At 64.3% G+C, this 21,659-nt stretch carries 22 protein-coding genes; 20 read left to right on the top strand and 2 right to left on the bottom strand.

The window, feature by feature from the left end; all coding sequences use genetic code 11:
- Positions 1 to 46 precede the first annotated feature (46 nt).
- The 18 genes from ABZ693_RS13195 (at position 47) to ABZ693_RS13110 (ending at position 19,527) form a co-directional block, all read left to right on the top strand.
- Positions 47 to 610 carry a phage tail tube protein gene (locus tag ABZ693_RS13195; RefSeq protein ID WP_359875963.1) on the top strand — a complete coding sequence of 188 codons (564 nt, stop codon included), beginning with the start codon at positions 47 to 49 and terminating at the stop codon, positions 608 to 610.
- A 30-nt stretch (positions 611 to 640) separates the two neighbouring features.
- Complete coding sequence (locus ABZ693_RS13190) at positions 641 to 955, top strand: hypothetical protein (protein ID WP_359875962.1); 315 nt, start codon at positions 641 to 643, stop codon at positions 953 to 955.
- 388 nt (positions 956 to 1,343) lie between these two features.
- Positions 1,344 to 3,731 carry a phage tail tape measure protein gene (locus ABZ693_RS13185; RefSeq protein WP_359875961.1) on the top strand — a complete coding sequence of 796 codons (2,388 nt, stop codon included), beginning with the start codon at positions 1,344 to 1,346 and terminating at the stop codon, positions 3,729 to 3,731.
- A 1,386-nt stretch (positions 3,732 to 5,117) separates the two neighbouring features.
- Entirely contained in the window at positions 5,118 to 6,785 is a 1,668-nt protein-coding gene (locus ABZ693_RS13180) for a hypothetical protein (protein ID WP_359875960.1), read from the top strand.
- An 11-nt stretch (positions 6,786 to 6,796) separates the two neighbouring features.
- On the top strand, positions 6,797 to 7,051 hold the full coding sequence (locus ABZ693_RS13175) for a hypothetical protein (RefSeq protein WP_359875959.1): 255 nt from the start codon (positions 6,797 to 6,799) through the stop codon (positions 7,049 to 7,051).
- Between the two features lie 97 nt (positions 7,052 to 7,148).
- Positions 7,149 to 8,132: a peptidoglycan-binding protein gene (locus tag ABZ693_RS13170; protein ID WP_359876019.1), complete on the top strand. Its 984-nt coding sequence runs from the start codon at positions 7,149 to 7,151 to the stop codon at positions 8,130 to 8,132.
- A 92-nt stretch (positions 8,133 to 8,224) separates the two neighbouring features.
- Positions 8,225 to 8,455, top strand: a complete 231-nt coding sequence (locus ABZ693_RS13165) for a hypothetical protein (protein WP_359875958.1) — start codon at positions 8,225 to 8,227, stop codon at positions 8,453 to 8,455.
- Positions 8,452 to 9,033, top strand: coding sequence for a deoxynucleotide monophosphate kinase family protein (locus ABZ693_RS13160; RefSeq protein ID WP_359875957.1), 582 nt, complete (start codon positions 8,452 to 8,454; stop codon positions 9,031 to 9,033). Before ABZ693_RS13165 ends, ABZ693_RS13160 begins: the two co-directional genes overlap by 4 nt.
- Before the next feature lie 138 nt (positions 9,034 to 9,171).
- Entirely contained in the window at positions 9,172 to 10,008 is an 837-nt protein-coding gene (locus ABZ693_RS13155; RefSeq protein WP_359875956.1) for a hypothetical protein, read from the top strand.
- An 83-nt stretch (positions 10,009 to 10,091) separates the two neighbouring features.
- The gene (locus ABZ693_RS13150) at positions 10,092 to 10,787 is read left to right on the top strand and encodes a recombination directionality factor (RefSeq protein WP_359875955.1); all 696 of its coding nucleotides are present in this window, start codon (positions 10,092 to 10,094) and stop codon (positions 10,785 to 10,787) included.
- Entirely contained in the window at positions 10,774 to 11,379 is a 606-nt protein-coding gene (locus tag ABZ693_RS13145) for a DNA cytosine methyltransferase (protein WP_359876018.1), read from the top strand. Before ABZ693_RS13150 ends, ABZ693_RS13145 begins: the two co-directional genes overlap by 14 nt.
- Before the next feature lie 512 nt (positions 11,380 to 11,891).
- Complete coding sequence (locus tag ABZ693_RS13140) at positions 11,892 to 12,173, top strand: hypothetical protein (protein ID WP_359875954.1); 282 nt, start codon at positions 11,892 to 11,894, stop codon at positions 12,171 to 12,173.
- Positions 12,174 to 12,243: 70 nt separating this feature from the next.
- A complete protein-coding gene (locus ABZ693_RS13135) occupies positions 12,244 to 12,429 on the top strand; it encodes a hypothetical protein (RefSeq protein WP_359875953.1) in 186 nt (61 codons plus the stop codon).
- Complete coding sequence (locus tag ABZ693_RS13130; protein WP_359875952.1) at positions 12,422 to 12,949, top strand: hypothetical protein; 528 nt, start codon at positions 12,422 to 12,424, stop codon at positions 12,947 to 12,949. Before ABZ693_RS13135 ends, ABZ693_RS13130 begins: the two co-directional genes overlap by 8 nt.
- The gene (locus ABZ693_RS13125; protein WP_359875951.1) at positions 12,936 to 15,371 is read left to right on the top strand and encodes a phage/plasmid primase, P4 family; all 2,436 of its coding nucleotides are present in this window, start codon (positions 12,936 to 12,938) and stop codon (positions 15,369 to 15,371) included. The genes ABZ693_RS13130 and ABZ693_RS13125 overlap by 14 nt, the downstream gene beginning before the upstream one ends.
- A 68-nt stretch (positions 15,372 to 15,439) precedes the next feature.
- Positions 15,440 to 17,293, top strand: coding sequence for a DNA polymerase (locus ABZ693_RS13120; RefSeq protein ID WP_359875950.1), 1,854 nt, complete (start codon positions 15,440 to 15,442; stop codon positions 17,291 to 17,293).
- A gap of 393 nt (positions 17,294 to 17,686) precedes the next feature.
- Positions 17,687 to 18,496, top strand: a complete 810-nt coding sequence (locus tag ABZ693_RS13115) for a sigma-70 family RNA polymerase sigma factor (RefSeq protein WP_359875949.1) — start codon at positions 17,687 to 17,689, stop codon at positions 18,494 to 18,496.
- A gap of 779 nt (positions 18,497 to 19,275) precedes the next feature.
- Positions 19,276 to 19,527, top strand: coding sequence for a hypothetical protein (locus ABZ693_RS13110; RefSeq protein ID WP_359875948.1), 252 nt, complete (start codon positions 19,276 to 19,278; stop codon positions 19,525 to 19,527).
- 51 nt (positions 19,528 to 19,578) lie between these two features.
- On the opposite strand, the gene ABZ693_RS13105 is transcribed toward ABZ693_RS13110, so the two are convergent.
- Positions 19,579 to 19,785, bottom strand: coding sequence for a DUF397 domain-containing protein (locus ABZ693_RS13105; protein ID WP_359875947.1), 207 nt, complete (start codon positions 19,783 to 19,785; stop codon positions 19,579 to 19,581).
- Positions 19,782 to 20,621, bottom strand: coding sequence for a helix-turn-helix domain-containing protein (locus tag ABZ693_RS13100; protein ID WP_359875946.1), 840 nt, complete (start codon positions 20,619 to 20,621; stop codon positions 19,782 to 19,784). The genes ABZ693_RS13105 and ABZ693_RS13100 overlap by 4 nt, the downstream gene beginning before the upstream one ends.
- 153 nt (positions 20,622 to 20,774) lie before the next feature.
- On the opposite strand from ABZ693_RS13100, the gene ABZ693_RS13095 reads away from it, so the two are divergent.
- Both ABZ693_RS13095 and ABZ693_RS36260 read left to right on the top strand, forming a co-directional pair.
- Complete coding sequence (locus ABZ693_RS13095) at positions 20,775 to 20,948, top strand: hypothetical protein (RefSeq protein ID WP_359875945.1); 174 nt, start codon at positions 20,775 to 20,777, stop codon at positions 20,946 to 20,948.
- A 229-nt stretch (positions 20,949 to 21,177) separates the two neighbouring features.
- Positions 21,178 to 21,405, top strand: coding sequence for a DUF7848 domain-containing protein (locus ABZ693_RS36260; protein WP_494485946.1), 228 nt, complete (start codon positions 21,178 to 21,180; stop codon positions 21,403 to 21,405).
- The last annotated feature ends 254 nt before the right edge of the window (positions 21,406 to 21,659 follow it).

Here is a 21,659-nt window from a genome sequence, read left to right as displayed (position 1 = left end):
TCCGAGCGTGTGGCTACATCCCACCACTCAAGCAAGGGGGACACCCATGTCTCTAAGCGCCAACGCCGTTCGCGTTGCCGTGACTGGTGCCGCATACGTGGCACCGCCCAAGACCACACTTCCGACCGATTCCGAAGCCACATGGAACGTGGCTTTCACTGATATCGGATGGATTTCCGACGATGGCATTACCGAGTCGAACTCGGCCGACTCGTCCGAGATCAAGGGGTGGCAGGGCGGGCAGACCGTCCGCAAGGTCATTAGCTCGTCGGAGATGACGTTTTCCTTTACGGCCATCGAGACCAGCAAGACCGTACTTGAGCTGTACCACAAGGGCAGCAAGGTCATTACGACTTCCGGTAAGTCCGTGCTTGCCGTAAAGGCACCCGGCCCGGACCGCCGAACCTTCGGATTCGACGTCATCGACGGTGACGCGCATATCCGCATCGTGATCCCGGACGGCGAAGTGACCGAAACCGGTGACATCACTTACAAGGGCGACGAAGCCATTGCGTACGAGCTGACGATTACAGCCTATCCGGGCCCGGACGGAACCGTGGCATTCAAGTACAGCAATGACCCGGCTTGGGGCTCAACTCCCGCCGTCTAATCCACACCCGCAGACTCCTTGGGGGACACTATGAGTACCACTGCTTTCGATCTTGACGTGTGGGTCAAGGAATCCCGGCAGGAACCTTTCAAGTTCACTGTGGCGGGTCATCTCTTCGAGATGCCGGCTGCGGGTGAACTGGACAAGTCCGTTCTTACATCCGTGAACATCGACGCCCCGTCCGCGCGGGATATTGAGACGCTACTCAAGGCGGGTCTCGGTGACGCGTGGCCAGCATTCGATGCCATTCCGATTCCGCTTGCTGCCCTCGGTGAACTCTTCCGTCAGTGGCAGCGCCATGAGGGGGTCCCCCTGGGGGAATCGCGGGCCTCTGCCGACTCCTGAGTGAGCACGGAGAGGCCGTTGAAGCGGACCTAGCGCGCTTCTACCACGTAGACGTCCGGGACATCTTTCGGCCCGGCTCGGGGCTCACATGGCGCCGTCTGCGTGCGCTGGTGACCGCGCTTCCGACTGAGTCGGCGCTCGGGCGGGCCCTGGCTGGCGAGGACGCGGGCTGGTCACTGGAGACGCAGCTACTCGCCGCTCTACATGACCGGCTTGCCGAAGCGAACTGGCAGCGCGCAAACGAGGGGACCAAGAGCCCCTCCCGGCGACCAACTCCCCTCCCACGTCCGGGTGTTCGTCCCGATCGGATCGGCGGGACACAGCGAGATCCGCGTGAAGTCGCCGCCTATCTCGCACGGTGGCAGCCCGCTCCGGGGGGTGAGGGCTAATGGCCGTGGAAGTCGGCATGGGGTACGTCAGCATCGTGCCCGAGGTCGAGGGGTTCGCGGCCGAGCTACAGCGGCAAGTGACCGGCCCCGCCGAGAATGCCGGTCAAGATGCGGGCGGGGCAGCCGGCGAGGGCTTCACCGGGAAAATGGGCGGGGTCCTCAAGGGTGGGCTCGCGGCCGTCGGCATCGCTGCCGCTGCGGTGTTGACCAAGGGATTTATGGATGCCCTTGACCAAACACGTATCGACGGGCGAATACAGGCATCCCTAGGCAGCACCCCGGCGGAAGCGAAGAGGTACGGCGAGGCTGCCGGACAGCTCTACGCGCACGGCATCACGGGATCCGTGGAAGATGCCGCGTCCGCAATCTCGGGCGTCATGCGCTCGGGCATTCTCCCGCCGGACGCAACCAATGCACAGATCGAAGAGATAACCGGAAAGGTGGCCAACCTTTCCGACGTCTTTGAACTCGATCTAGGCCAGACCAGCAACGCTGTTGGTCAGATCCTCAAGAATGGACTCGCGAAAGATGGGTCGGAAGCCCTCGACATTCTCACCGCTGGAATGCAGCGGATGGGGCCGAGGGCCGACGACATGGCAGACACTTTCAACGAGTACAGCACGAAATTCCGCGACCTGGGGTTGTCTGCCGCAGACGCCATGGGGCTCATGTCTCAGGGTCTACAGGCAGGCGCCCGGGATACGGATACTGTCGCCGACGCTCTGAAAGAATTCCAGATCAGGGCGACGGATGGCAGCACGGCGAGCGCGGAAGCCTACAAGGCTATCGGGCTCAATGCCGAGGACATGACCCGCAAGATTGCGGCGGGCGGCCCCGGAGCCAAAGCCGGATTGCAGCAAGTCCTAGACGGCATCAAGGCCATCAAGGACCCTGCCGAACAGAACGCTGCGGCGGTGGGGCTTTTCGGCACCAAAGCCGAGGATTTGGGCCAAGCACTCTTCGCGATGGATCCGAGCAACGCCGTAAAGGCTCTCGGGGACACTGCGGGGGCAGCAACCAATATGGGTGACGCGCTGCACAACAATGCGGCGTCGAAGATCGAGCAATTCAAGCGCACGCTAGAAACCGGCGTAACGAACTTCATCGGAAACAATGTTCTCCCGCCGCTGATATCGCTTGCATCCACAGTGGGAAGCGTCCTCGGTCCTGCGCTCTCGACCGCGCGCACGGTGGTCGGGGGGTTCTTCGGGGCGTTTTCCTCGGGGGCCGGCGGGCAGTCGATAGCCGGTCTCGGGCAAACGCTGCTCGGGCTCGGCACGACAATGCGGGATACCCTCGCCCCAAGCGTTTCGGCTCTCGGACAGCTCTTCACAACGACCATGCTTCCCGCGCTGCAAGGTCTGTGGACCGTCGTGTCCACACAGGTGCTTCCGGCTTTCATGTCGTTGTACACGTCGATATACAGTGCAGTGGCTCCGATTCTGACGAGCCTTGCGCAGATCTTCACTGAAACGATTTTGCCCGCAGCGATGCGGATCTATACGGCGTTCCTGGAGAATCTACAGCCGGTCTTTTCGTCTCTCTCCGAGTTCATTTCGACGCGCGTTGCTCCTGCTGTGCAGATGATCGGCGGGAAGCTGTCCGAGCTGGTACAGAAAGCACAGCCGGTTATCTCCGTAGTAACGACTGTCGTTACGTGGCTCGCGCAGCTTGCCGCGAAGATTCTCGGTGCTGTAATCCCGGTTATTGTCGATCTGGCCGGCCCGATCTTTTCGGCACTGTTCACGGCGATCGGCACGGCTATCGGCTGGATCGGCGACATCATCGGATTCGTGGGGAAGCTGGGTACAGCGTTCGTCGATGCCGTCAAATGGGTAGCCGACTTCGGGTCCAAAGCAAAGGGCAAGATTGGCGAATTTGTCGACTGGATGAAAGATCTTCCCGGGCGGATCAAGAACGCGCTCGGGGATTTCGGGAAGCTGCTCGGGAAGATGGGCGGGGACCTTATCCACGGCCTTTGGGTCGGCATCCAGAACATGACCGGGTGGCTCAAAGACAAACTTGTCGGATGGGCCAAGGACGCCATCCCCGGGCCTATCGCGTCCGCGCTCGGGATCAATTCCCCGTCGCGACTCATGCGTGATGAGATCGGCCAATGGCTCCCGCCCGGTGTGGCCGACGGAATCGACAAGACACAACACGTTCTCGATGCTCGTTTGCGCTCGATGGTGACCGTGCCGCGTATCGATGCGGCAAGGGCAGCACGACCAGTCGGCGTATCACGCTCGGGCGGCCCTGAAGCCCTGGTGCAGGAACTCCGAAGATTCCTTGCCGAGCGTACGGACCGCGAAATCGTCCTCAGGATCGGCGACCAAGAGATTGCCCGAGCGGTCGCCGCCGGAAACCGGAAACTTGCAAGGAGGTAACCGTGTGGATAGGGGTACCCGGCAGCCTTCGGGAAATCCGGGACGGCGCCCGCTCGTTCGATCGATCGCCTGATCTCGGAATAACCGAGTTTCGTTCGCTGAGCGGCGGAGTCACTGTGTGGGCTCCGCGCTCAGCACCCCGCCGGCTCAAAATGCAATGGGAGGCCATGCAAACACCGGATGTGGATTATCTTGACCGACTAGCCCGGCGGACGGATTCTCGCGGCCCCGTGGCCGTACTGGATCCGCTTTCCCGGAATCTTCTCGCACCCGCGCAGGCTGCCGGCCGAGGCAAGCTCTCACAGTGGGCCCCAGACGCGGAAATCAAACTGGGTCTCGGGATCGTCGGCGACGATATTCCCGTGGTTGTCGAAGTAACCGCTGCGGGGGACTCCGTGGATTTGCTGTGGCTGCACGGTCAATTCCACGGTTACCCCGTAGCCCCGGGGAAGGTCTTTACCTGGTGGGCACCAGGGCTGCAATGGGCGGCCCTCAGCGCACTCCGGCTCTACTGGTACGGCGCAGCAAAGAATTTGTTGTCCACCACGAACCACAACACCCCTGGCGTGCCCCTTGTAGCGACAGCACCGGCCGGTGCCGCTTATGTGCGGCCCGGCGTCAGGTTCTCCGGCGTCGGCACGTGGACGTTGGGCGCGTCTGTCCTGGCGCCCGGAGATATATCCGCAGAGCTGTTGGCAGGCGAACCGCCCGCAGGAGAGGGAAGTCCCGCCTACGCGGTCACCGGGTACAGCCACACCGCGACGGCGGGCGATGGGCGGTACCGGGATATCGGATTGGAACTGGTGGAGGTGGTTAGCGGTGCGGCAGGGTAGTACGTCGCTCAATGCCGCTCTCGGAGCCGGTGAGCGTTCAGCCGCGCACACGCTGCGGCTTGGTGGCCGGGACATGTCCGAGCAAGTGGAAAGCTGGTCCCTTGACCGGGCGTACTCCACGGATCTCCCCGAGGCCGTGCGCGCGTTCGCGGGCCCCGCGAGCGCTCAGCTCGACGTCACGATTACGGGGACGGGCAACGAGTCGGCCCCCGCCCTGTACGGCCCGTGGGCCAGTCGCATTACAGGGGACGTCGCGAGGCCCGGACAGTCCGTCGTGCACGGGTGGGGTGTCAACGGGGAAGCCCTGGACACGTTCCGAGGAACGGTGCGGTCACGCTCGGCCGAGTCGGGCTCCGACACCGTCAGCCTGTCTGCGCTGGACGGAGCCGACCGGCTGCGGCAGCCGGCCCTTCTTCCCCGCCCGAATCTTGGCATCGCCAATGTGCAGCCGTGGAGCGTCGAATACACATGGCTTACCTCGTGCACATGGATAACGGACTACCTGTTGAGAAGGGCAGGGATCCACACGTGCCCGCCGCCGCGTAGCTCAGCAGTGTTCTATGCATCGCTTCACGGCGGAGTAGTTCCAGACATCGGCTACCTCGAAGAGACCAGCGGCCTGTGGAATTACTGGAGCCGCACAGGTGCACCTTTCGAAATAGCGATGGAAGGGACATTCCTCACGGCGGAAGCTAAATATTGGCCGGCGACTGCAGCTGTCAACCGGACGACCGATGGGCTGTGGATCGAGGGGTGGGCAGGCAATAGTGGCGGGGACCCTAACAAAGAGAAAAGCGTCCGCTACACCCTCGCGTACCGCACCGAAAGCAGCTACCGCTACATTACTCTGCATGCCGATTTTCAAAGCGGTGTGTTCACGGCATCTCATGGCGCGAGCATCGACCCGCTAGATAATCAGCGCGTGTATTGGGGCGCTGTGTCGGGTGAGGGCACCTACCATTTCGGCTGGTGGCTGCGCTGGAGTTCGACAGGGGTGCCGACTATAACCCCCACGGTCACACGTAATGGCACGGAATTCTGGTCAGGCGCGGACCAAGCTCTTTCCACGTCAACATCTCCACCAGGGCAGTTGTCAAGGATCTATCTTCGGCTGTCAAATATCCGCGCCGAGGCGCTACAGATTTCGCAGCTTACAGTCAAGCCAGCTACCGATGCGGAACGGACTCTGGCGGGTACTTGGGTTAAGGGGGCACATCTCGGCGCTCCGGAATTCCCGATGCTCGCATTCCCGAAGGTGTCCGGCGATGCGTGGTCGGTAATTCAGGCGATGGCTAAATCAACCCTGGCCACTGCTGAGTTCGACCGGGACGGGTATTTCCGCTGGCGTAGCCACACCCGCTGGTCCACTGTGCCGAAAAAGGCAGATGTGACCGTGTCGTCTACGCGAGAAATCGGCAGCCTTACCGTGACGGATGAGATTGACGCCTGCCGTAACGAAATAGCCGTACGGTGGGAGGAATGGGCAGGTTTCGACTATGAACTGATGCGCATATCCGACACCCCGGCAAACGCTATCAGTATCGCAGCCGGCGGCACGCTCACACGGAAAATGCCGATCGGTGATGACCAATACGACCCCCAGGTTCCATGGGTGGGCAGCGACGCGACGGGCTACGGAAATCTCATCGTCAGTACCAGCTTTTTTTCGCCGAGTTCGCTTGTGTTTGGGGCAGCGGAACACAGTTTGCAGCGCGACGGCGGCACCGTCTATCTGATGATTCGAAACCGATCGGCAAACCCGATTTTCTACCACGGGTTCAATGCCGCCGCCGTACGCGCGTCACCGGACACAAAGGCACCCGTGGCAGCTTTGACGACGGCGCGCGACCGCGCAAGCCAGCTTGACTACGGAGTTCAGTCATACGAGCACGACGGGACGCCGTGGATCCAGCATCAGCCCTCGGCGGCGAAGATCGCTTCCGCGCTGGTGGCAGCGGCGGCGGACCCCGCCCCGGGATTGCAGAATCTCGAAATCCTGGCTGATCCTCGAATAGAACTCGGCGACGTTGTGCGCGTAGTCGATACTTCCGGGGCGGAACTGGACACGCTTGCCTGGGTGGTTGGGATTCGCACCGAAGGCAGCGGGACCAACGTGCGGCAAACGCTCATACTGCGCGGAGCGCAAAGCCCGGATTCGCCGATGGACTACGAACTTACCCCCGACCCGCCTGTCCGACCAGGAGCACCACCGCCGGCCTAGAAAGGGGGGGCATGGGAGAGAACGAAGATCCGTTGGGCGTCGTGATCGGAGCCCGCGAAATCTACGACGAAGTAGTTGGATTGCGTGGGGACGTTCAGCGGCTAGGACAGGAGGGGGAGAGCGTGACGGAAACTCTTGAGGATCACGAGACGCGCATTCGCGGACTCGAATCGGAGCGCGCGAAATTCGTACTTCCTGTGGCACTGATTACCGCTGTGGCGACAGTAGTTGCCGCTGGACTCACGGTCGCCAAACTCTCCGGATAAGCCACAGCACGACCACAGACCATGCCCCGTTCCGGGCTCACCGGGCGGGGCTTTTTCATGCCCAGACACAGGAGGAACCTTGTCAGGAATCGACGCCATGCTGTCCGCCGCAGCGGCGGATGTCGGCTACAAGGAGGGCCCCAATAACCGTACCAAGCATGGTGCTTGGTACGGCCTGGATTTCAACCCGTGGTGTGACATGGCAGTGTCCTACTGGGCACAGCAGAGCGGGAACGCTGCGGCAGTCGGTCGATTCGCCTACTGCCCGTCGCACGTGAATTGGTTCCGTGAGCGGGGCCGTTGGCTGGGGAAGGACGCAGCGGCTCGGCGCGGGGACATCGCTTTCTATTCGTGGGACGGGGGGCCGCTTGCCGATCACGTCGGCATCGTCACCGAGGACTCTCCGGCGGGCGCGAACATCCACACCATCGAGGGCAACACGTCCTCGGGCAACAGCGGTTCTCAGGGCAACGGGGACGGCTGCTATCGCCGTACGCGGCCCCGTACGTACGTCCTCGGGTTCGGCCGTCCCGCCTACGCGGGCAGCTCGTCCGGCACCGGCCCGGCGGTCTCACGGGCTCGCGCCATGGTCGGCGTGCTCGTGTACGGCCACGGTGCCGAGGGCCCGCATGTGACCCGCGTCGGTCGCGCCCTGGTCGCCAAGGGGTTCGGCAAGCACTACACGGAGGGGCCGGGTCCGCGCTGGACGGACGCCGACACGCTCAATTACCGGGACTTCCAGCGGTCGTTGGGCTACACCGGGGCCGATGCGGACGGCGTGCCCGGACCGGACAGTCTCGCGCGGCTGCTCGGCACCGGTGCGGCCACGGCAGTTCTCGCCCCGTTCCCCGGAACCGGCTGGTTCAAGCGAAACCCGCGCTCCCCGCTCGTGACCGCGATGGGTCGCCGGCTGGTCGCCGAGGGGTGCGGCCGGTACGCCTCGGGCCCGGGTCCGCAGTGGACCGAGAGCGACCGCAAGTCGTACGCCGCGTGGCAGCGAAAGCGGGGGTTCTCCGGGGCCGACGCGGACGGGTGGCCCGGCAAGAGCACGTGGGACGCGCTGCGGGTGCCCAAGCCGTAGCGACGCCCGGTGACGACTGGTTTGCCCGGCGGGGACCAGCTCGGCCACGCAACCGCCGGACCGATCACACATAGCAAAGTAGGGGGACTCCCATGCAGTTCATCAAGGCTCATCCGGCCCGTATCTACGCCGTTGCCGTCGCCGCTCTCGCCCTGGTCGCGCACTACCGTCCCGAGCTGCCGAGCGCGCTTGTCCTCGGTCTCGTCGCCGCCGTGCTCGGTGTCGGTGAGGCTGTCCAGCGCACCGAGGACCGCAAGACCGCCGGGGCCACCGAGCCGGCCGAGGACGAGCACCAGGACGACGCGGACGAGCAGTCCTCGTGACCTACCGCCACGTTGCCCTGATGGGTCGCGCGGGCTCCGGGAAGGACACCGTGGGGGCCCGGCTCGTCTCACGGTTCGCGTTCGCCCGTGTGGCGTTCGCGGACCCGCTGCGAGCCCTCGCCCGCGACCTGGACCCCATCGTGGGACACGAGACGACCGGGGCCGGGCCGCTCCCGCTCCGCCTCTCCGACGTTCTGCGCCGTGAGGGGTGGGACCGGGCCAAGCAACGCCCGGAGATCCGCAGGACGTTGCAGCGGCTCGGGCAGTCCGTCCGGGACCAGGACGAAGAGTTCTGGATCCGTGCCGCTCTCTCGAAAGTCGACGTCGCCGACCGGTGGAATCTGCCCGTGGTCGTCACCGACTGCCGGTACCGCAACGAGGCGAAAGCGCTGCGTGCCCGGGGCTTTCTCCTGGTCCGCATCGAGCGACCCGGCACGCACGGTCCGGCCGGCGAGGACGAGCGACAGCACCGCAGCGAGACCGAGCTAGACGGCTTCCCGGCGGACGCCGTGCTCACCAATGGCGGGTCCGTGGACGAGCTGCACGCGTTCACGGACCGGATCGCCGTCCCGCGCTGATCAGCGCACGGGATGGCGGCATGACAAGCAAGATGCCGTTTTGGTTTTCTCTCTATTTTCTTAGACGCATACCAAAAAAGAGTATGAACCGTCATGCCGTCATCCCCTCGGCACTACACCAACCAACGAGGGGGACCCATGCCCGGAGCCATCCGGACTATCAAGCGCGGTGGAAGCCGCTTCTACGTCAACCCGAGCACCGCCGAAAAGGTACCGGGTGTGACGTCTATCGTCTCGATGCTCCCAAAGCCTTACCTGACTTTCTGGGCTGCTCGGATGACTGCGGAAACCGCAGTGGAGAACCTTGCCGCAGTGCGGGCTATCGCGGAGCGTGATCCGGCGGGCGCCGTGGACTTCCTGCGCAATGCGCACCTTCGCTATACGAAGCTGCGCGCAAAGGTGGGGTCGGACGCACACGACATGTTTGAACGCATGGTTCGGCTGGAGGAAATCGGCCGAGTGCACCCCGATCTAGAGCCGTACCGAATCGGGTTCGCCGAGTTCCTTACCGCTGTGCGTCCTCAGCTCGTCCGCGCGGAAGATGTGGCATGGTCGGACGAACACCAGTACGCGGGCTCTTTTGACGCCATTGTGCGCGTGCGACTCGGCGAGGACGGCAAGCCCGACCACGAAAACGGCGAGTGGCACACGCTCGTTGTCGACTGGAAGACTTCCAAGAGCGCCTATCCGGACGTCGCGCTACAGCTCGCCGCGTATGCGCACGCCGACCGCCTGATTTCCCCGGATGGCACGTCCGAGCCCATGCCGAAGATCGACGGCGCCGCCGTTCTCCACATCACGCCCGAAGGCTGGGTATTCAAGCCGGTCCGCATCGATGAAGAGATCTTCAATGTCTTTCTGACGCTGCGGCACGTCTTTCACTGGGACCGGGACCTTTCAAAGACCGTGTTCGGTGTCCCGATTGCCGAGAGCGTCCGCCGGCTCGTGACCGGAACGCAGCGCCGCGCAAGCTGACCTACCCACACCACGCACAGACCAGGCGAGCCGTAATCGACGGTCCGCCTTTTTTCATGCCCAAAACCAGGGGGATTACCGATATGGCTATTCGTATCTTCGAGACCGACCCGGACGCCAAGCCCAAGGCGAATTTCTCGGACGACACCGTGGGTCGCTTCCACGGTGGCAAGCAAGAGAACGGCATTCCCGTTGCCCTTCCCGAGTGGCGCGTGACGACCGGTGACCCGGACGTGGCCGAGGCTATTGCTCAGCTCATGGGCGGGACTCCGGTCGAAACCGATTCGACCTCCGAGAACTTCATTGAGGTTCTGACCAATCAGGAAAAGGTCAAGGTCGTTCTCTCCGGCACCGACGCGATTTCCTCGGACCTCAAGCTGTGGAACGGCCCGTCCCTTATTCATCACTGCGACGGTGTCGAGTTCCTTTCGCCGGATGAGGACAAGGGCAAGCCGTGCCGCTGCCCCGCCCTGATGGAGGACCGAAAGGCAGCCGCTAAGTCCAAGCGGGGCCCGGCTCCGTCCATTTCCGTCATGTTCCGCCTCGCCGAGGATTACGACCTTGGCATTTTCCGACTCCAGACCGGCTCTTGGAAGCTCGCCGAGGTTCTGCACGAAGTAGAGAACGCGCTCGACAAGATCGGCACCGAGGCCTTTTGCTCCCTTGAACTGGAGCTGGTCGAGTACACCACGAAGAAGGGCCGCGACGTGTCTTACCGCAAGCCGGTAATCCGCGTACTCAAGTCGTGGTCGGACGCTATCGCCGATCCTAAGTTCTAGCCGGCCCGGGGCCTCGGGGAGATTCCTCGGGGCCCCTCTTTCACAGGGGAAACACATCCCAATTCTTGAGCTGTGCGCCGGATACGGCGGGATCGGGAGGGCCGTTGAGGCCCTGACCGGGGAAAGGATCAAGATCGTCGCGGAGATCGATCCGTACGCGTCTTTGATCCTGGCCACCCGTTATCCGCACGCACGCAACATCGGAGACATTACAAAATTCGACTGGTCCACCATTCAGGGTGAGGTGGACATTGTTACGGCAGGTTTTCCCTGTCAGGACATTTCTAATGCGGGGCGACGGGCGGGGATTCACGGTGAGAGGTCGGGTATCTGGGAAAGCGTACTCGGGGCCATTCGCATTCTTCGACCACGGCTCATTTTCCTGGAGAACGTATCCGCCATCCGAAACCGGGGCCTTGCGCACGTACTCGCGGGACTGGCCGAGGCACGGTATGACACGCGGTGGTGTTGCCATCGGGCGTCCGCAGTTGGAGCCGCCCACCACCGCGATAGATGGTTTCTCGTCGCTTCCCCTACTGCCGACTCCACTGGCGTCCGACGCGACGAAGGGGCCGGATTTCGCGAGGCATGAGCGGGACGGTAGCGGCGGGCAGGATCTCGTTACCGCAGTGGCGCGGCTATTCGATAAGGAGCGCGCCCATAAGCTGTTCAAAACGCCGACCGCGAATTTGGGAACGAACGGGGCCCCGCAGCATCCGGATAAACGGCGGGCGGGCGGGCACGGGCCGACCCTCGATGACGAGGTTTCATATCTGCTGCCCGTGGATCCGGAAGTGGCCGAGGAAACCCCAGGAGCCTTTCACAGTCCTCGCGAGTGGTGGGCGGACTACGCGCCGGCTGTGCACCGTTGGGAAGTCCTCATGGGCACACCGGCACCAATCCCGGTAGAATTCGGGCCGCGCGGTGGCCGACGTCTCGCCGCAGTCTTCGCGGAATGGCTTATGGGAGTGCCCCGAGGTTGGGTCACGCACATTCCGGGACTCAACCGGGCCCGACAACTCAAGGCAGCCGGAAATGGTGTTGTGCCACAACAGGCTTTCGCAGCCTATCTGCATCTACTGAACCACAAGGAGGAACAGACTCATGGGTAAGCGTGGAGTGGTCACGGACTACAGCGGCGAAGAGCTGTACCGAGGGGACCTCATTACGTACGGCGCTCGGCAGGGAAACCGCGTGCGCATGGTGGACGCGCTTGTGGACAAGGTGACCACGCGACTTGTAGACGGGCGACTCCGCGCAATGCTCCGCGTGCAGCCGACCGGGGTCGAGTCCGGATTTACCAAGCGCCGGTCCCTCCGCAAGGAGTGGATAAGCGCCGAACACGCGCGGCTCATCATCCCCGCTGTTACGGGCGAGCGGCAGTAAGAACGACGACCAGGCAGAGGGCCGGGCGACCACAACAGGTTGTCCGGCCCTCTGCTGTGTGGGGGGACGAATGATCTACGAAATTTCCGCCGACCAGGCACCCCCGATAGGGGACGTGCGCGAACTCTCGGCCGGCGACGAGCTGCACCTTTACGACGGCTGGAAGCGCCGCCCGGACTGGATTCGATATCTGGCCGCAGCGGCACATGCCATGGGCCGGGGCTGCGTTATCCGTCAGGGGGCCGATCTTGGCTAACCCCAACAAGGCACGCGGGACGGCATGGGAAAGCTCGGTGCGCGACTTCCTGAACCGATTCCTCGGGCTGGTCGACGAGCACGGGTCTTTCTGGGACCCGTACGACGGATTGAACGTCCGCCGTGCAGCGCAGGAAGGGGCCCGCGATGTCGGCGACATCCACGCGGCGCCGTTCATCCTCGAATGCAAGGACATCAAGAATCCTGCCGTTCCGACATGGCTCCGCCAAGCCACCGTTGAAGCCGGACACGCGGGCTTCCCCTACGGCGTGGTCGTGCACAAGACCCGTCGCGCTCCCGTGAGTTCGGGACGCGTCCATTTCTCCGTCGCCACGTGGACACGCGTCCGGCTCGCCCTCGGGCACACGAGCCGAACCATGGCCGAGCTGTACGGCTGCACGGCGACCGTGCGCGGGCTCGACACCGGCCGCTGGTACGTGTCCATGTCCCTCCTCGACTTCGCGGCGCTGCTCGGGGACTACCGCACGCGGCATGCGGGGGTGCCTCGTGCTGTTCGCTGATCTGCTCGGCCGGTTCGACGGCGTCAACGAGCACCAGGACGGCGGGTACGTCGCACGCTGCCCCGCCCACGATGACGGACGCCCGAGTCTGCGCCTCTGGAGGGGCGAGGACGGAAAGGTCAGGATCACGTGCCGGGCCGGCTGTGCCACGGCCGACGTGATCGGCGCGGTACGGCTCGGCTGGTCTGATCTGTTCGACGTCTCCGGCCCCGGGGCGACCGTGTCCGCCGAGCGGCCCGAGCTGGTGTCCACGCGGCTGGTCGCCGGTCTCGCCGCGTACGTCGACCGGACGTCGTCGGCCCTCGGTGACTGGTCTTCCGAGTGGGCCGAACGAGCCCGGACGTATCTCGCCGATCGGTTCGGGCTCGATGTCGAGACCGCAGCGGATCTCCGCATCGGAGTCGACCAGGGCGACCGGGGCGACGGATTCCCCTACCTGTCCCGGCAGTACCGCTCCCACCCCCGGATCACGGTCCCGCTCGCCGGGTGGGACGGGGTGGCCCGAGGGCTACAGGGACGCGACATCAGCGGGAAGTGCTCCGCGCGGTGGGTCTCCCTGACCAACCCAAAAGGGCACCGCTGGATCCCGTGGGGCGTGCTCCGAGGCGGGGGCGGCTACGGCACGGTCCTGATCACCGAGGGACCGGGCGACGGCCTTACTGCGGTCGCGTGCGGCTACGACGCGGTGGTGATCCGTGGGGCGTCCCTCGCCGGCTCACCCGAGCTGGTAGCCGAACTGGCCGAGGGACTACGCGGGTCGCTGGTCATTCTGTGCGGCGACGCCGACCGAGCGGGCAGCGGGTTCACTGCTCGGCTCGCTGCTGGTCTCGCGGAGCACGGCGTAACGACTCACGCACTCGAACTCCCGCGTCCGGGCTGGGACTTGACCGACTGGCGCGAGGACAACCCCGGGCAGTTCGCGGCCGAGCTGCACCGCGCGGTCAAGGCGGCCCGTCCCGTACGGGACTCTGCGGACATCGAGGACGACGCCCGGTCGGCGGAACTGGCCGCGCGCACCGGAGCCGACACGGTCACCCGGGACCAGGGCGCCGAGGCTGCCGAGATTCTGGCCCGACTCGTCGGGCAGCTCGGCGAATCGGACGCCATGAACGCCCATGCGCTGGTCGGTTGGGTCGGAGGCCGGATCCGGTATGCGCCCGGCCTCGGGTTCTATTCCTGGGACGGACGGGTTTGGGTCCGCAGCGATACCCGAGTACGCCAGGAAGTGCACCGCATGGGCGCCGCACTTGTCCTCGCCGGACAGACCCAAGCCGCACGCGGATTCACGATGACCACCCGCATTGACTCGCTGATGACCGAACTCAAGTCGGTCCCGTCCGTTCTGGTGGAAGCCGTCGATTTCGACAACCTCCCTGATCTGCTCGCATTCAAGAACGGAGTTGTGGATCTTCGCACGGGCCGGCTGCGCCCACACGACATGCGCGACATGCTCACGTACGGGCTCGACCTCGATTACCGGGCTGAGGCCACGTGCCCACGTTGGGAACGGTTTCTCGCCGAGATCTTTCCCGGGATGCCAGACATGCCCGCTTACATACAGCGCCTCGTGGGTTACGGCATTACCGGGCACGTTACGGAACAGAGCTTTGCCGTTTTGTGGGGGAAGGGAGCCAACGGTAAGAGCGTGCTTGTCGACACCCTCACCGCCGTATTCCGTGCTATCTCTAAGACCACACCGTTTGCGACATTCGAAGCAAAATCAAGCGGCGGCATCCCCAACGACATTGCCGCGCTGCGCGGGGCGCGGCTCGTCATGGCATCCGAGGGTGAGAGCGGGGCCCCCATGTCCGAAGCGATTCTAAAGCGGGTCACCGGTAAGGACATGATCTCGGCCCGCTACCTTCGACGAGAGTTCTTCGAATTCAAGCCGTCCTTTCTGCTGATGCTGGCCACGAACCATAAGCCCAAGTTCAAGAGTCAGGATGAGGGGCTTTGGCGCCGTGTGAAGTTGCTTCCCTTCCTGCGCTACTTCGCACCCCACGAACGAGATACCGAGTTGGACGCGAAGCTACTGGAGGAAGCCGAGGGGATCGCCGCGTGGGCGGTACGCGGGGCGGTCGACTGGTACCGGGGCGGGCTACGAGATCCGCAGGTCATCGAGGGGGCGTCGCAGGAATACCGCGAGACGTCGGACCAGCTCGCCGGCTTCTTCCCCGGGGTCCTGGAGCACGCCTCCGACGACCAGGTAATGAACGGCAATGAAGCCTTCAATTCCTACCTCGAATGGTGTGAAGCCGAGAACCTTCCCGCACGGGAGCGATGGACCCGACGCGCCTTCTATGACGCTATGGAGGAACGGGGAATCTACCGCCGGAAGACCATGCGCGGTATCGCGCTCGTGGGCCTCCGAGAAGCCGACGCGACCCCAGACACACCGGGGCCGGGAATCTTCGCCAACTGACGCAGACCACATACGCGGGTCGTCCACCAATTCAAGGTGGGCGGCCCGCTTTTCGTTTAGGGGGACCCATGCTGACCTTCCGGCACACGATAGCCAGCGAGTCGGTCACCGTGAACGTGCCCGAGGATGCGGCCGATCTCAAACTCTTTTGGGAATGGCTCTATCGGGCCCGCGAGCGAGGACCGATTGCACTGGACACTGAGACAACCGGACTCAACATCTACTCCGCCGGCTACCGGCTCCGAACCGTTCAATTCGGCGACGCGCACGAAGCCTGGGTATTGCTGTACGAGCGGGGCGGATGGCACGCGCAATACGCCCGTGAGGCAATACAGCGATGCCGGGAAGTTCTCATTCACAATGCAGCCTTTGACTGGCTCGTCCTGAATGAGCACGCCGGAATACGGCTCGAAGATCTCGCGCCATGGACAACAGACACCCGCATACTCGCGGCTCTTATCGACCCGCGACAGCCCTCCGAGGGCGGGGCAGGGACCGCACTCAAGCCGCTTTCAGCGAAGTGGATTGATCCGGCAGCCCCGGACACTCAAGGCGGGCTTACAAAGGTTTTCAATTCGCTCGGGTTCACCAAAGAGACCGGGTGGGCTGGAATCCCGCTCACGCACCCAACTTTTTTGCTCTACGCGGGACTTGACGTCATTCTCACTGCCCGACTCGCCCCAATGCTCCGCCGGGAGCTGGAACGGCTCGGCGTGCGGGACCAGCTCGTCACGTACGAACACGAGATAGCCCGCATGTGCGCAGTGATGCAGCGGGCGGGGCTGCTCGTGGACCAGGAGTACGCGGCAGCCCTTGCGGGCCGGCTCGCCGAGGAAGCCGAGCGGCACGGCGCGGTGGCAGCTCGGTACGGCGTCGCCTCGGTCGGTAGCCCCGGGCAAGTAGCGGAAGCGCTGTTGGGTATGGGCGAGCGGCTGACCGAGCGGACGAAGGGCGGGGCACTCGCGACGGATAAGGCCGTGCTGTTGCCCCTCGCAGACCTTGACCGGGACTGGCAGCGCATCGGTGCCCGCACGGCAAATCCCCTCGCTGACGCGGTACTTCGGGGCAAGAGGGCAAGTAAGTGGGGTGTCACGTACGCCGAGCGGTTCATGACCAAGCTGTCCACGGCGGGCCGGCTGCATGCGGCGATTTCGCCCCTCGCGGCGCGCACGGGCCGCATGTCGGTCACGGACGGCCTGCACCAACTCCCATCGTCCGATCACGTCATCCGCCGCGCGATTCTCGCCGAGCCCGGACACGTGATGGTCAGCACCGACTTTCAGGCCGTGGAAATGCGGGTCCTCGCCGCCCTCGCCAACGTTCGCCGCATGAAAGACGGGTTCGTAAACGGCGGGTCCGATTTCGATATCCACATGTTCACAGCCAAGCTCATTAAGGGTAAGAACGCCACTCCGCGTCATCGCAAGATTTTCAAGGGAGCTGGATTCGGAAAAGTCTACGGCGGCGGCATTACGACAATTGCACGGCAGACCGGGGCCGAGGAATCCGAGATCGCGCAAGCGGTCGCCGCCTACGACAGGGCGTTCCCTGAGATTAAGCGCGCGTCCTCACGATGGCAGCGGCAGGCTTTCCAGAACCGCATGGTTTTCATCTCCGCGACCGGCCGCCGGCTTCCACTCGACCGGGACCGTTCGTACAGCGTCGTCAACTATGCCTGTCAAAGTGCGGCGCGCGATCTACTCGGACAAGCCATGCTCAATGTCGAATCGGCCGGGCTCCTCGAATTCTGTCGCCTGCCTATCCATGACGAGCTACTGGCATCCGTCCCGCAGCGTGACGCCGACGAGATCGCGCGCGAGTTCCAGCGCTGCATGTCCATGGACCTGTACGGCGTACCCATCACTGCCGATGCCGAGATCGGCGGTCGGTCGTGGGGCTCGCTGTACGGCGCTGACTACTGATTGCCTCTCTGAGCTGCGGAGACTCGCGATTCCGCGTCCGCGCGGACACCTGAGCAAGAGGGAGGGTTGCCCCCCGGTTGGTCACGAATCGAGCAATGACAGCACGTCAGATAACGGTCGCATGCCCAATCTGAATCCTTTGTCCATGTAAGCGAAGATAACGCACGAATCTATGGCGTTGTCCGCTCCGTGATGCCGACCTAATTTCGGTGCCACGCAGCGACAAGGCAATGCGCAAGCCCCGTCCTGCTAATCCGGGACGGGGTATTTTTATGCCCTTTTGCAAGGCGCATTGCATTTCGAGCTAGGGGAGAACTCTGCCCTTCCGGCTCCGTTCCGGGAATTCCTTGGTCCCCACAAGGACCAAAGCCCCCAGATACGGAGAACGGTCCCATGACGCACCTCACGCACGCTCAAATCGCTGCCGCTAAGGACAATGAACTGACCGCCATTACGGCGATTATCAAAGAAACCGAATCTCTCGTTTGGTCCCGTGCCCGCTACTACGCGGGTTCGACCGCCGAGAACGGGAATGCCCTCGCGGAAGACCTCGCACAGAGCGGTCGTATAGCCGTCTGGGAGTGCATCGCCAAATTCGACGGAGACACCCCCGAAGCATTCATGGCCTACATCGGGCGCCACATCGACACGGCCATGTTGGACGCTCTCCGAACCGAGACCCGCCCGGGGGTAACTGCCCGCGCCGCAAAGGACTTTGAACATGCACTCACCCTCGCGGCCGGCGACCCGTACGATGCCGAACGCATCGCAGCGGGCGGCGAAATGGGCGACCGAAAGATGACCCCTGAGCACGCCTACGCGGCCCGACTCTCGTGGCTCGGACTCGACTACCTCGACCGGCCTGTCTCGGCCGAGGATGGCGACTCGCTCACCCTCGCCGAGAAAGTCGAGCGCGAGTCCGGTGTGCCCGCCGACCTAATCACGCCGGCGGACATCGCATCGCACCGCCGAACCGTTATCCGCACACAGGTGCACCGCGTGCTTGGGCTGCTCTCCGAGCGGCAGCGGCACGTACTCAAAGCGGGGTTTGGAGTGAGCCCCGTCCCGCAGTACCGCCCCGGAGCCGACGACGGCGAGTTGGCGGCGGACATGGGGTGCACCCGCTATCAGGTGCAGCAAGCCCGGACGAAGGGGAACCGGCGGTTCGGCGAGCTGTACCGAGCTGGTGCACGCGCATGGTGACGCTGCGGACCCTCGATGCCGGAACCGTGACCGTGACCCGTTGTGGCGCCCTGTTGGACATTTACGTTCGGGATGCCGAGGGGCGGCGGATCGTTGCGACTGTGGTCCGCCGCGCCAATGCTGTTGCGGGGCTGTTCCCTGTGGACCCCGGCGAGAGCAGCCCCCGCCGATGAAAATGTTGCGTCGTCAACTTGTGCATGTTGCACAGGAGTTGAGAATCAGCCGCTCCACTTGACGGGCCGACCGGTCGGTACCAGACACCTGACCTGCACCTATCTTCACGGAATGCTCTTGAACGTATCCCCTCCGTGACCTAATCTCGATGGCACCTGGCGAAAGCCTGTTCGATTCAAGGGGTGGGGTATGTCCTTCGAGAGGAACACGACGACTGGTAACCGCGCTGGTGGGGGGCCCACGGCCGAGCTGCGCGTAGAGATCTTCCAGAGCGGGCCCGGGGGGGGTTTCCGCGAGTGGGTACCTGCGTTCGACGTGGCCCCGGTAAGGGTCGCCGTCTACACGGAATCTGCACTGGCTACGGCGCTCGCCGGCCACGGTCCGAGGGTCGCGGGACTTCTGGAAGCGTCCTCGGAGGACACGTGGAGGATCACAGCGCACTGTCTGTCCACGGGCGCCGTGGTGGGCGAGTGGACGTGGGCGCGGAGCGAGGAAACGGGCCGGTGGATTCCGGCTGGGGATCTCTGGTGTGTGTGGGACGACTCGCTCAGGATCGCCGCCCTGGAGCGGGCGAACGCGCGGGCCGCGCAGAACGGGGATGCCGCGTGACTGTTGCCCCGACCCGAACTTTCCTCGACGGCTACGACTTCAAGCCGGACGCGTACGACCACGCGGTGCGGATGGCTCAAGTCCTGGTGCGAGCCGGTCTGACCAAGCGGTACGGAGTGAGCGTGCACCGCGCCGCCAAAGTCGGCTGGGGCGTATACCTCACCGACCGTACGCCCGACCAGGCTCCGCCCGTAGGCGTGCACGGCCTACCGGCCGCCGAGCCTGCCCACCGTCTCACGGCGGCATGACAAGGCCCCGCCCTATCCCCAACTCGGGGACGGGGCGGGGCCTTTGGCGTTTCAGGCGTTGAAGCCGTTGCCCTTGACGCCGGCGACGAACGACGAGAACGCGGAGGCGGAGACGCTGAGCGACGGCCCGTCGGAGACCTTCGAGTCACGGACGGGGACGACGTCGCGCGCTGCAACGAGGTTCGTGGCGACCTCAACGCAGTTGCTGTTGGTGCTGCTGTAAGAGGACTTGAACCAGCGGGGGGATGCAGTCGTCACGAGATGCCCTTTCGTACCTGCTCGATCATGGCCACGGAGCCGGCCTGCGAGAGGCATTCGGCCTGAAGCTGATGGTAGCCCGTCAGAACAGGTATTACGGATGAGGTTTCACGGTCCACATGCCCCTGGGCGTGCGACTCCGTGTACGACACCATCGACCGGTCCGGCAGCGTCAGCAGGTTGACGGGAAGGTTGAAAGGCCGCCGCTCGCCCAGCTCGAAGGGCGCTATCTGAAGCATGCTGTTCGGCTTCCTGGCGAACTCGACCAGGCTCCGAAGCTGTGCGTCCATGACCTCAGGGCCACCGACGCGACGGCGGATGCAGCTCTCGTCCATCACCACGAGCAGCATGGGCGGACGGTCTCTCGTCAGCCCTTTTTGCCGCTGCGCGAGGAAACCGACACCCTCGTCCGCTTGCTTCTGGGTGAAGTGACCCCGCTCGACATAGCCGTTGGCCATCGCCTGCGCGTACCCCGGCGTCTGCAACAGTCCAGGGACAACCCCAATGTCGAACAATCGGATCTCGACCGCGCGCGCCTCGTAGGCCACGTACTCCGGGAAGCCCTCCAACAGGATCCCGTGACTCAGCGTTCGCCACTCCCGCTCGAACGAATCTTCCGTGTTCGCGACGCCGAATGCTCGATCAAGAGCCCTAGAGAAAACTAGAGTTGAAGAGCTCCGACCAGTTTCAACCGCCGAAATGTGCTTGTTGGAATATCCCGTGCGGGTAGCCAAGTCGTCTTGCCGCCACCCCCGTTCCTCGCGCAACCTGCGTAAACGTGCCCCGTACGACGCCTGCGGGGAGGCGTCCGGGGTAAGCGCCTTGACGTTGCTCACGATTCTTTCTCCGTGGTTCTTACGTTGAAGACCCTCGCAGAGTAGGCCACGCTGGCGGCCCTCGGTAGCGAAGTCGCGACGGAGAGGAGCAGAGCTGTGCCCGATCACAACGCCTGTCCGAACCCGGAACCTGCACCCATCATCGGGACGTACATGGTCGACACGTTGGTGATACGCCCCGGACGAGTGATGGCCCGCGAGGGCGACGTCTACTTTCTGCGCCCGGTGGGCGGGGGGTGCGAGTGGACCGCGCGAGCCGAGGACCTGCGCCTGCCGACCGAGCACGAACACTTCCTCGCCCTCCCCGCTCCGGTGGTGCCCCGGTGAACCGAATAGCACGCTCCGTGGACTTCTTCGACCCACGCCCCGAGCCGGCCCCCGGGTGCATGGTCTGCGTGATGCTCGTGCGGTGGCACGCCTACTACACGACCGGTCCGCAGCGGGACGAGTCTGCGGCCGTTGACTGTGTAATCAAAACCCGTAACCACCCGCACCGGCCCCCGAAGATGACGATCAAGGCGTACACGCAGCCGCTCTATCGGCCGGAGGCGACATCGTGACCCGGGCCGTGCTGCGGTACGCCGAACACCGCATCCGCCGTCACCCCGAGTCCGAGGCCGTCGCGTCGGCGCGGTGCCTGCACGGCGCATGCCGGTGGGAAGCGCCGCCGAACGCTGACGTAGGCGCCGTGGACATCGCGTGCATGGCGCACACGGGGCGTCACCCGGACCACGACACGTTCGCTCGCATGTTTACGGACGTCGCGCTCGTAGAACGCACCTAGCCCACCCGAACCCCGCTCTCCCCGTCTGTGCCCGTCGTCCGGGCGGGGAGAGCGGACCCAATCCGAGAGCGAGCAACCTCGTGGTGATACGGCGCCATCCGAACCGCATGGTCTGGGTGGGAAACCCTCTGGGGCTCCCGGTCCCGGACGGGTTCGCATCCCGCCGAGTAGCGTTCGAGATCCGTCCCGGCGACACGGTCTGGGTAGCCAACCGCTGGCGCGCAGCGGCAAGGGTCGAGATCTGGCCCGGTCAA

The sequence above is a fragment of the Streptomyces laurentii genome, from assembly GCF_040635425.1.
Taxonomy (GTDB): domain Bacteria; phylum Actinomycetota; class Actinomycetes; order Streptomycetales; family Streptomycetaceae; genus Streptomyces; species Streptomyces laurentii.
This window is presented reverse-complemented; position numbering and strand designations above follow the sequence as displayed.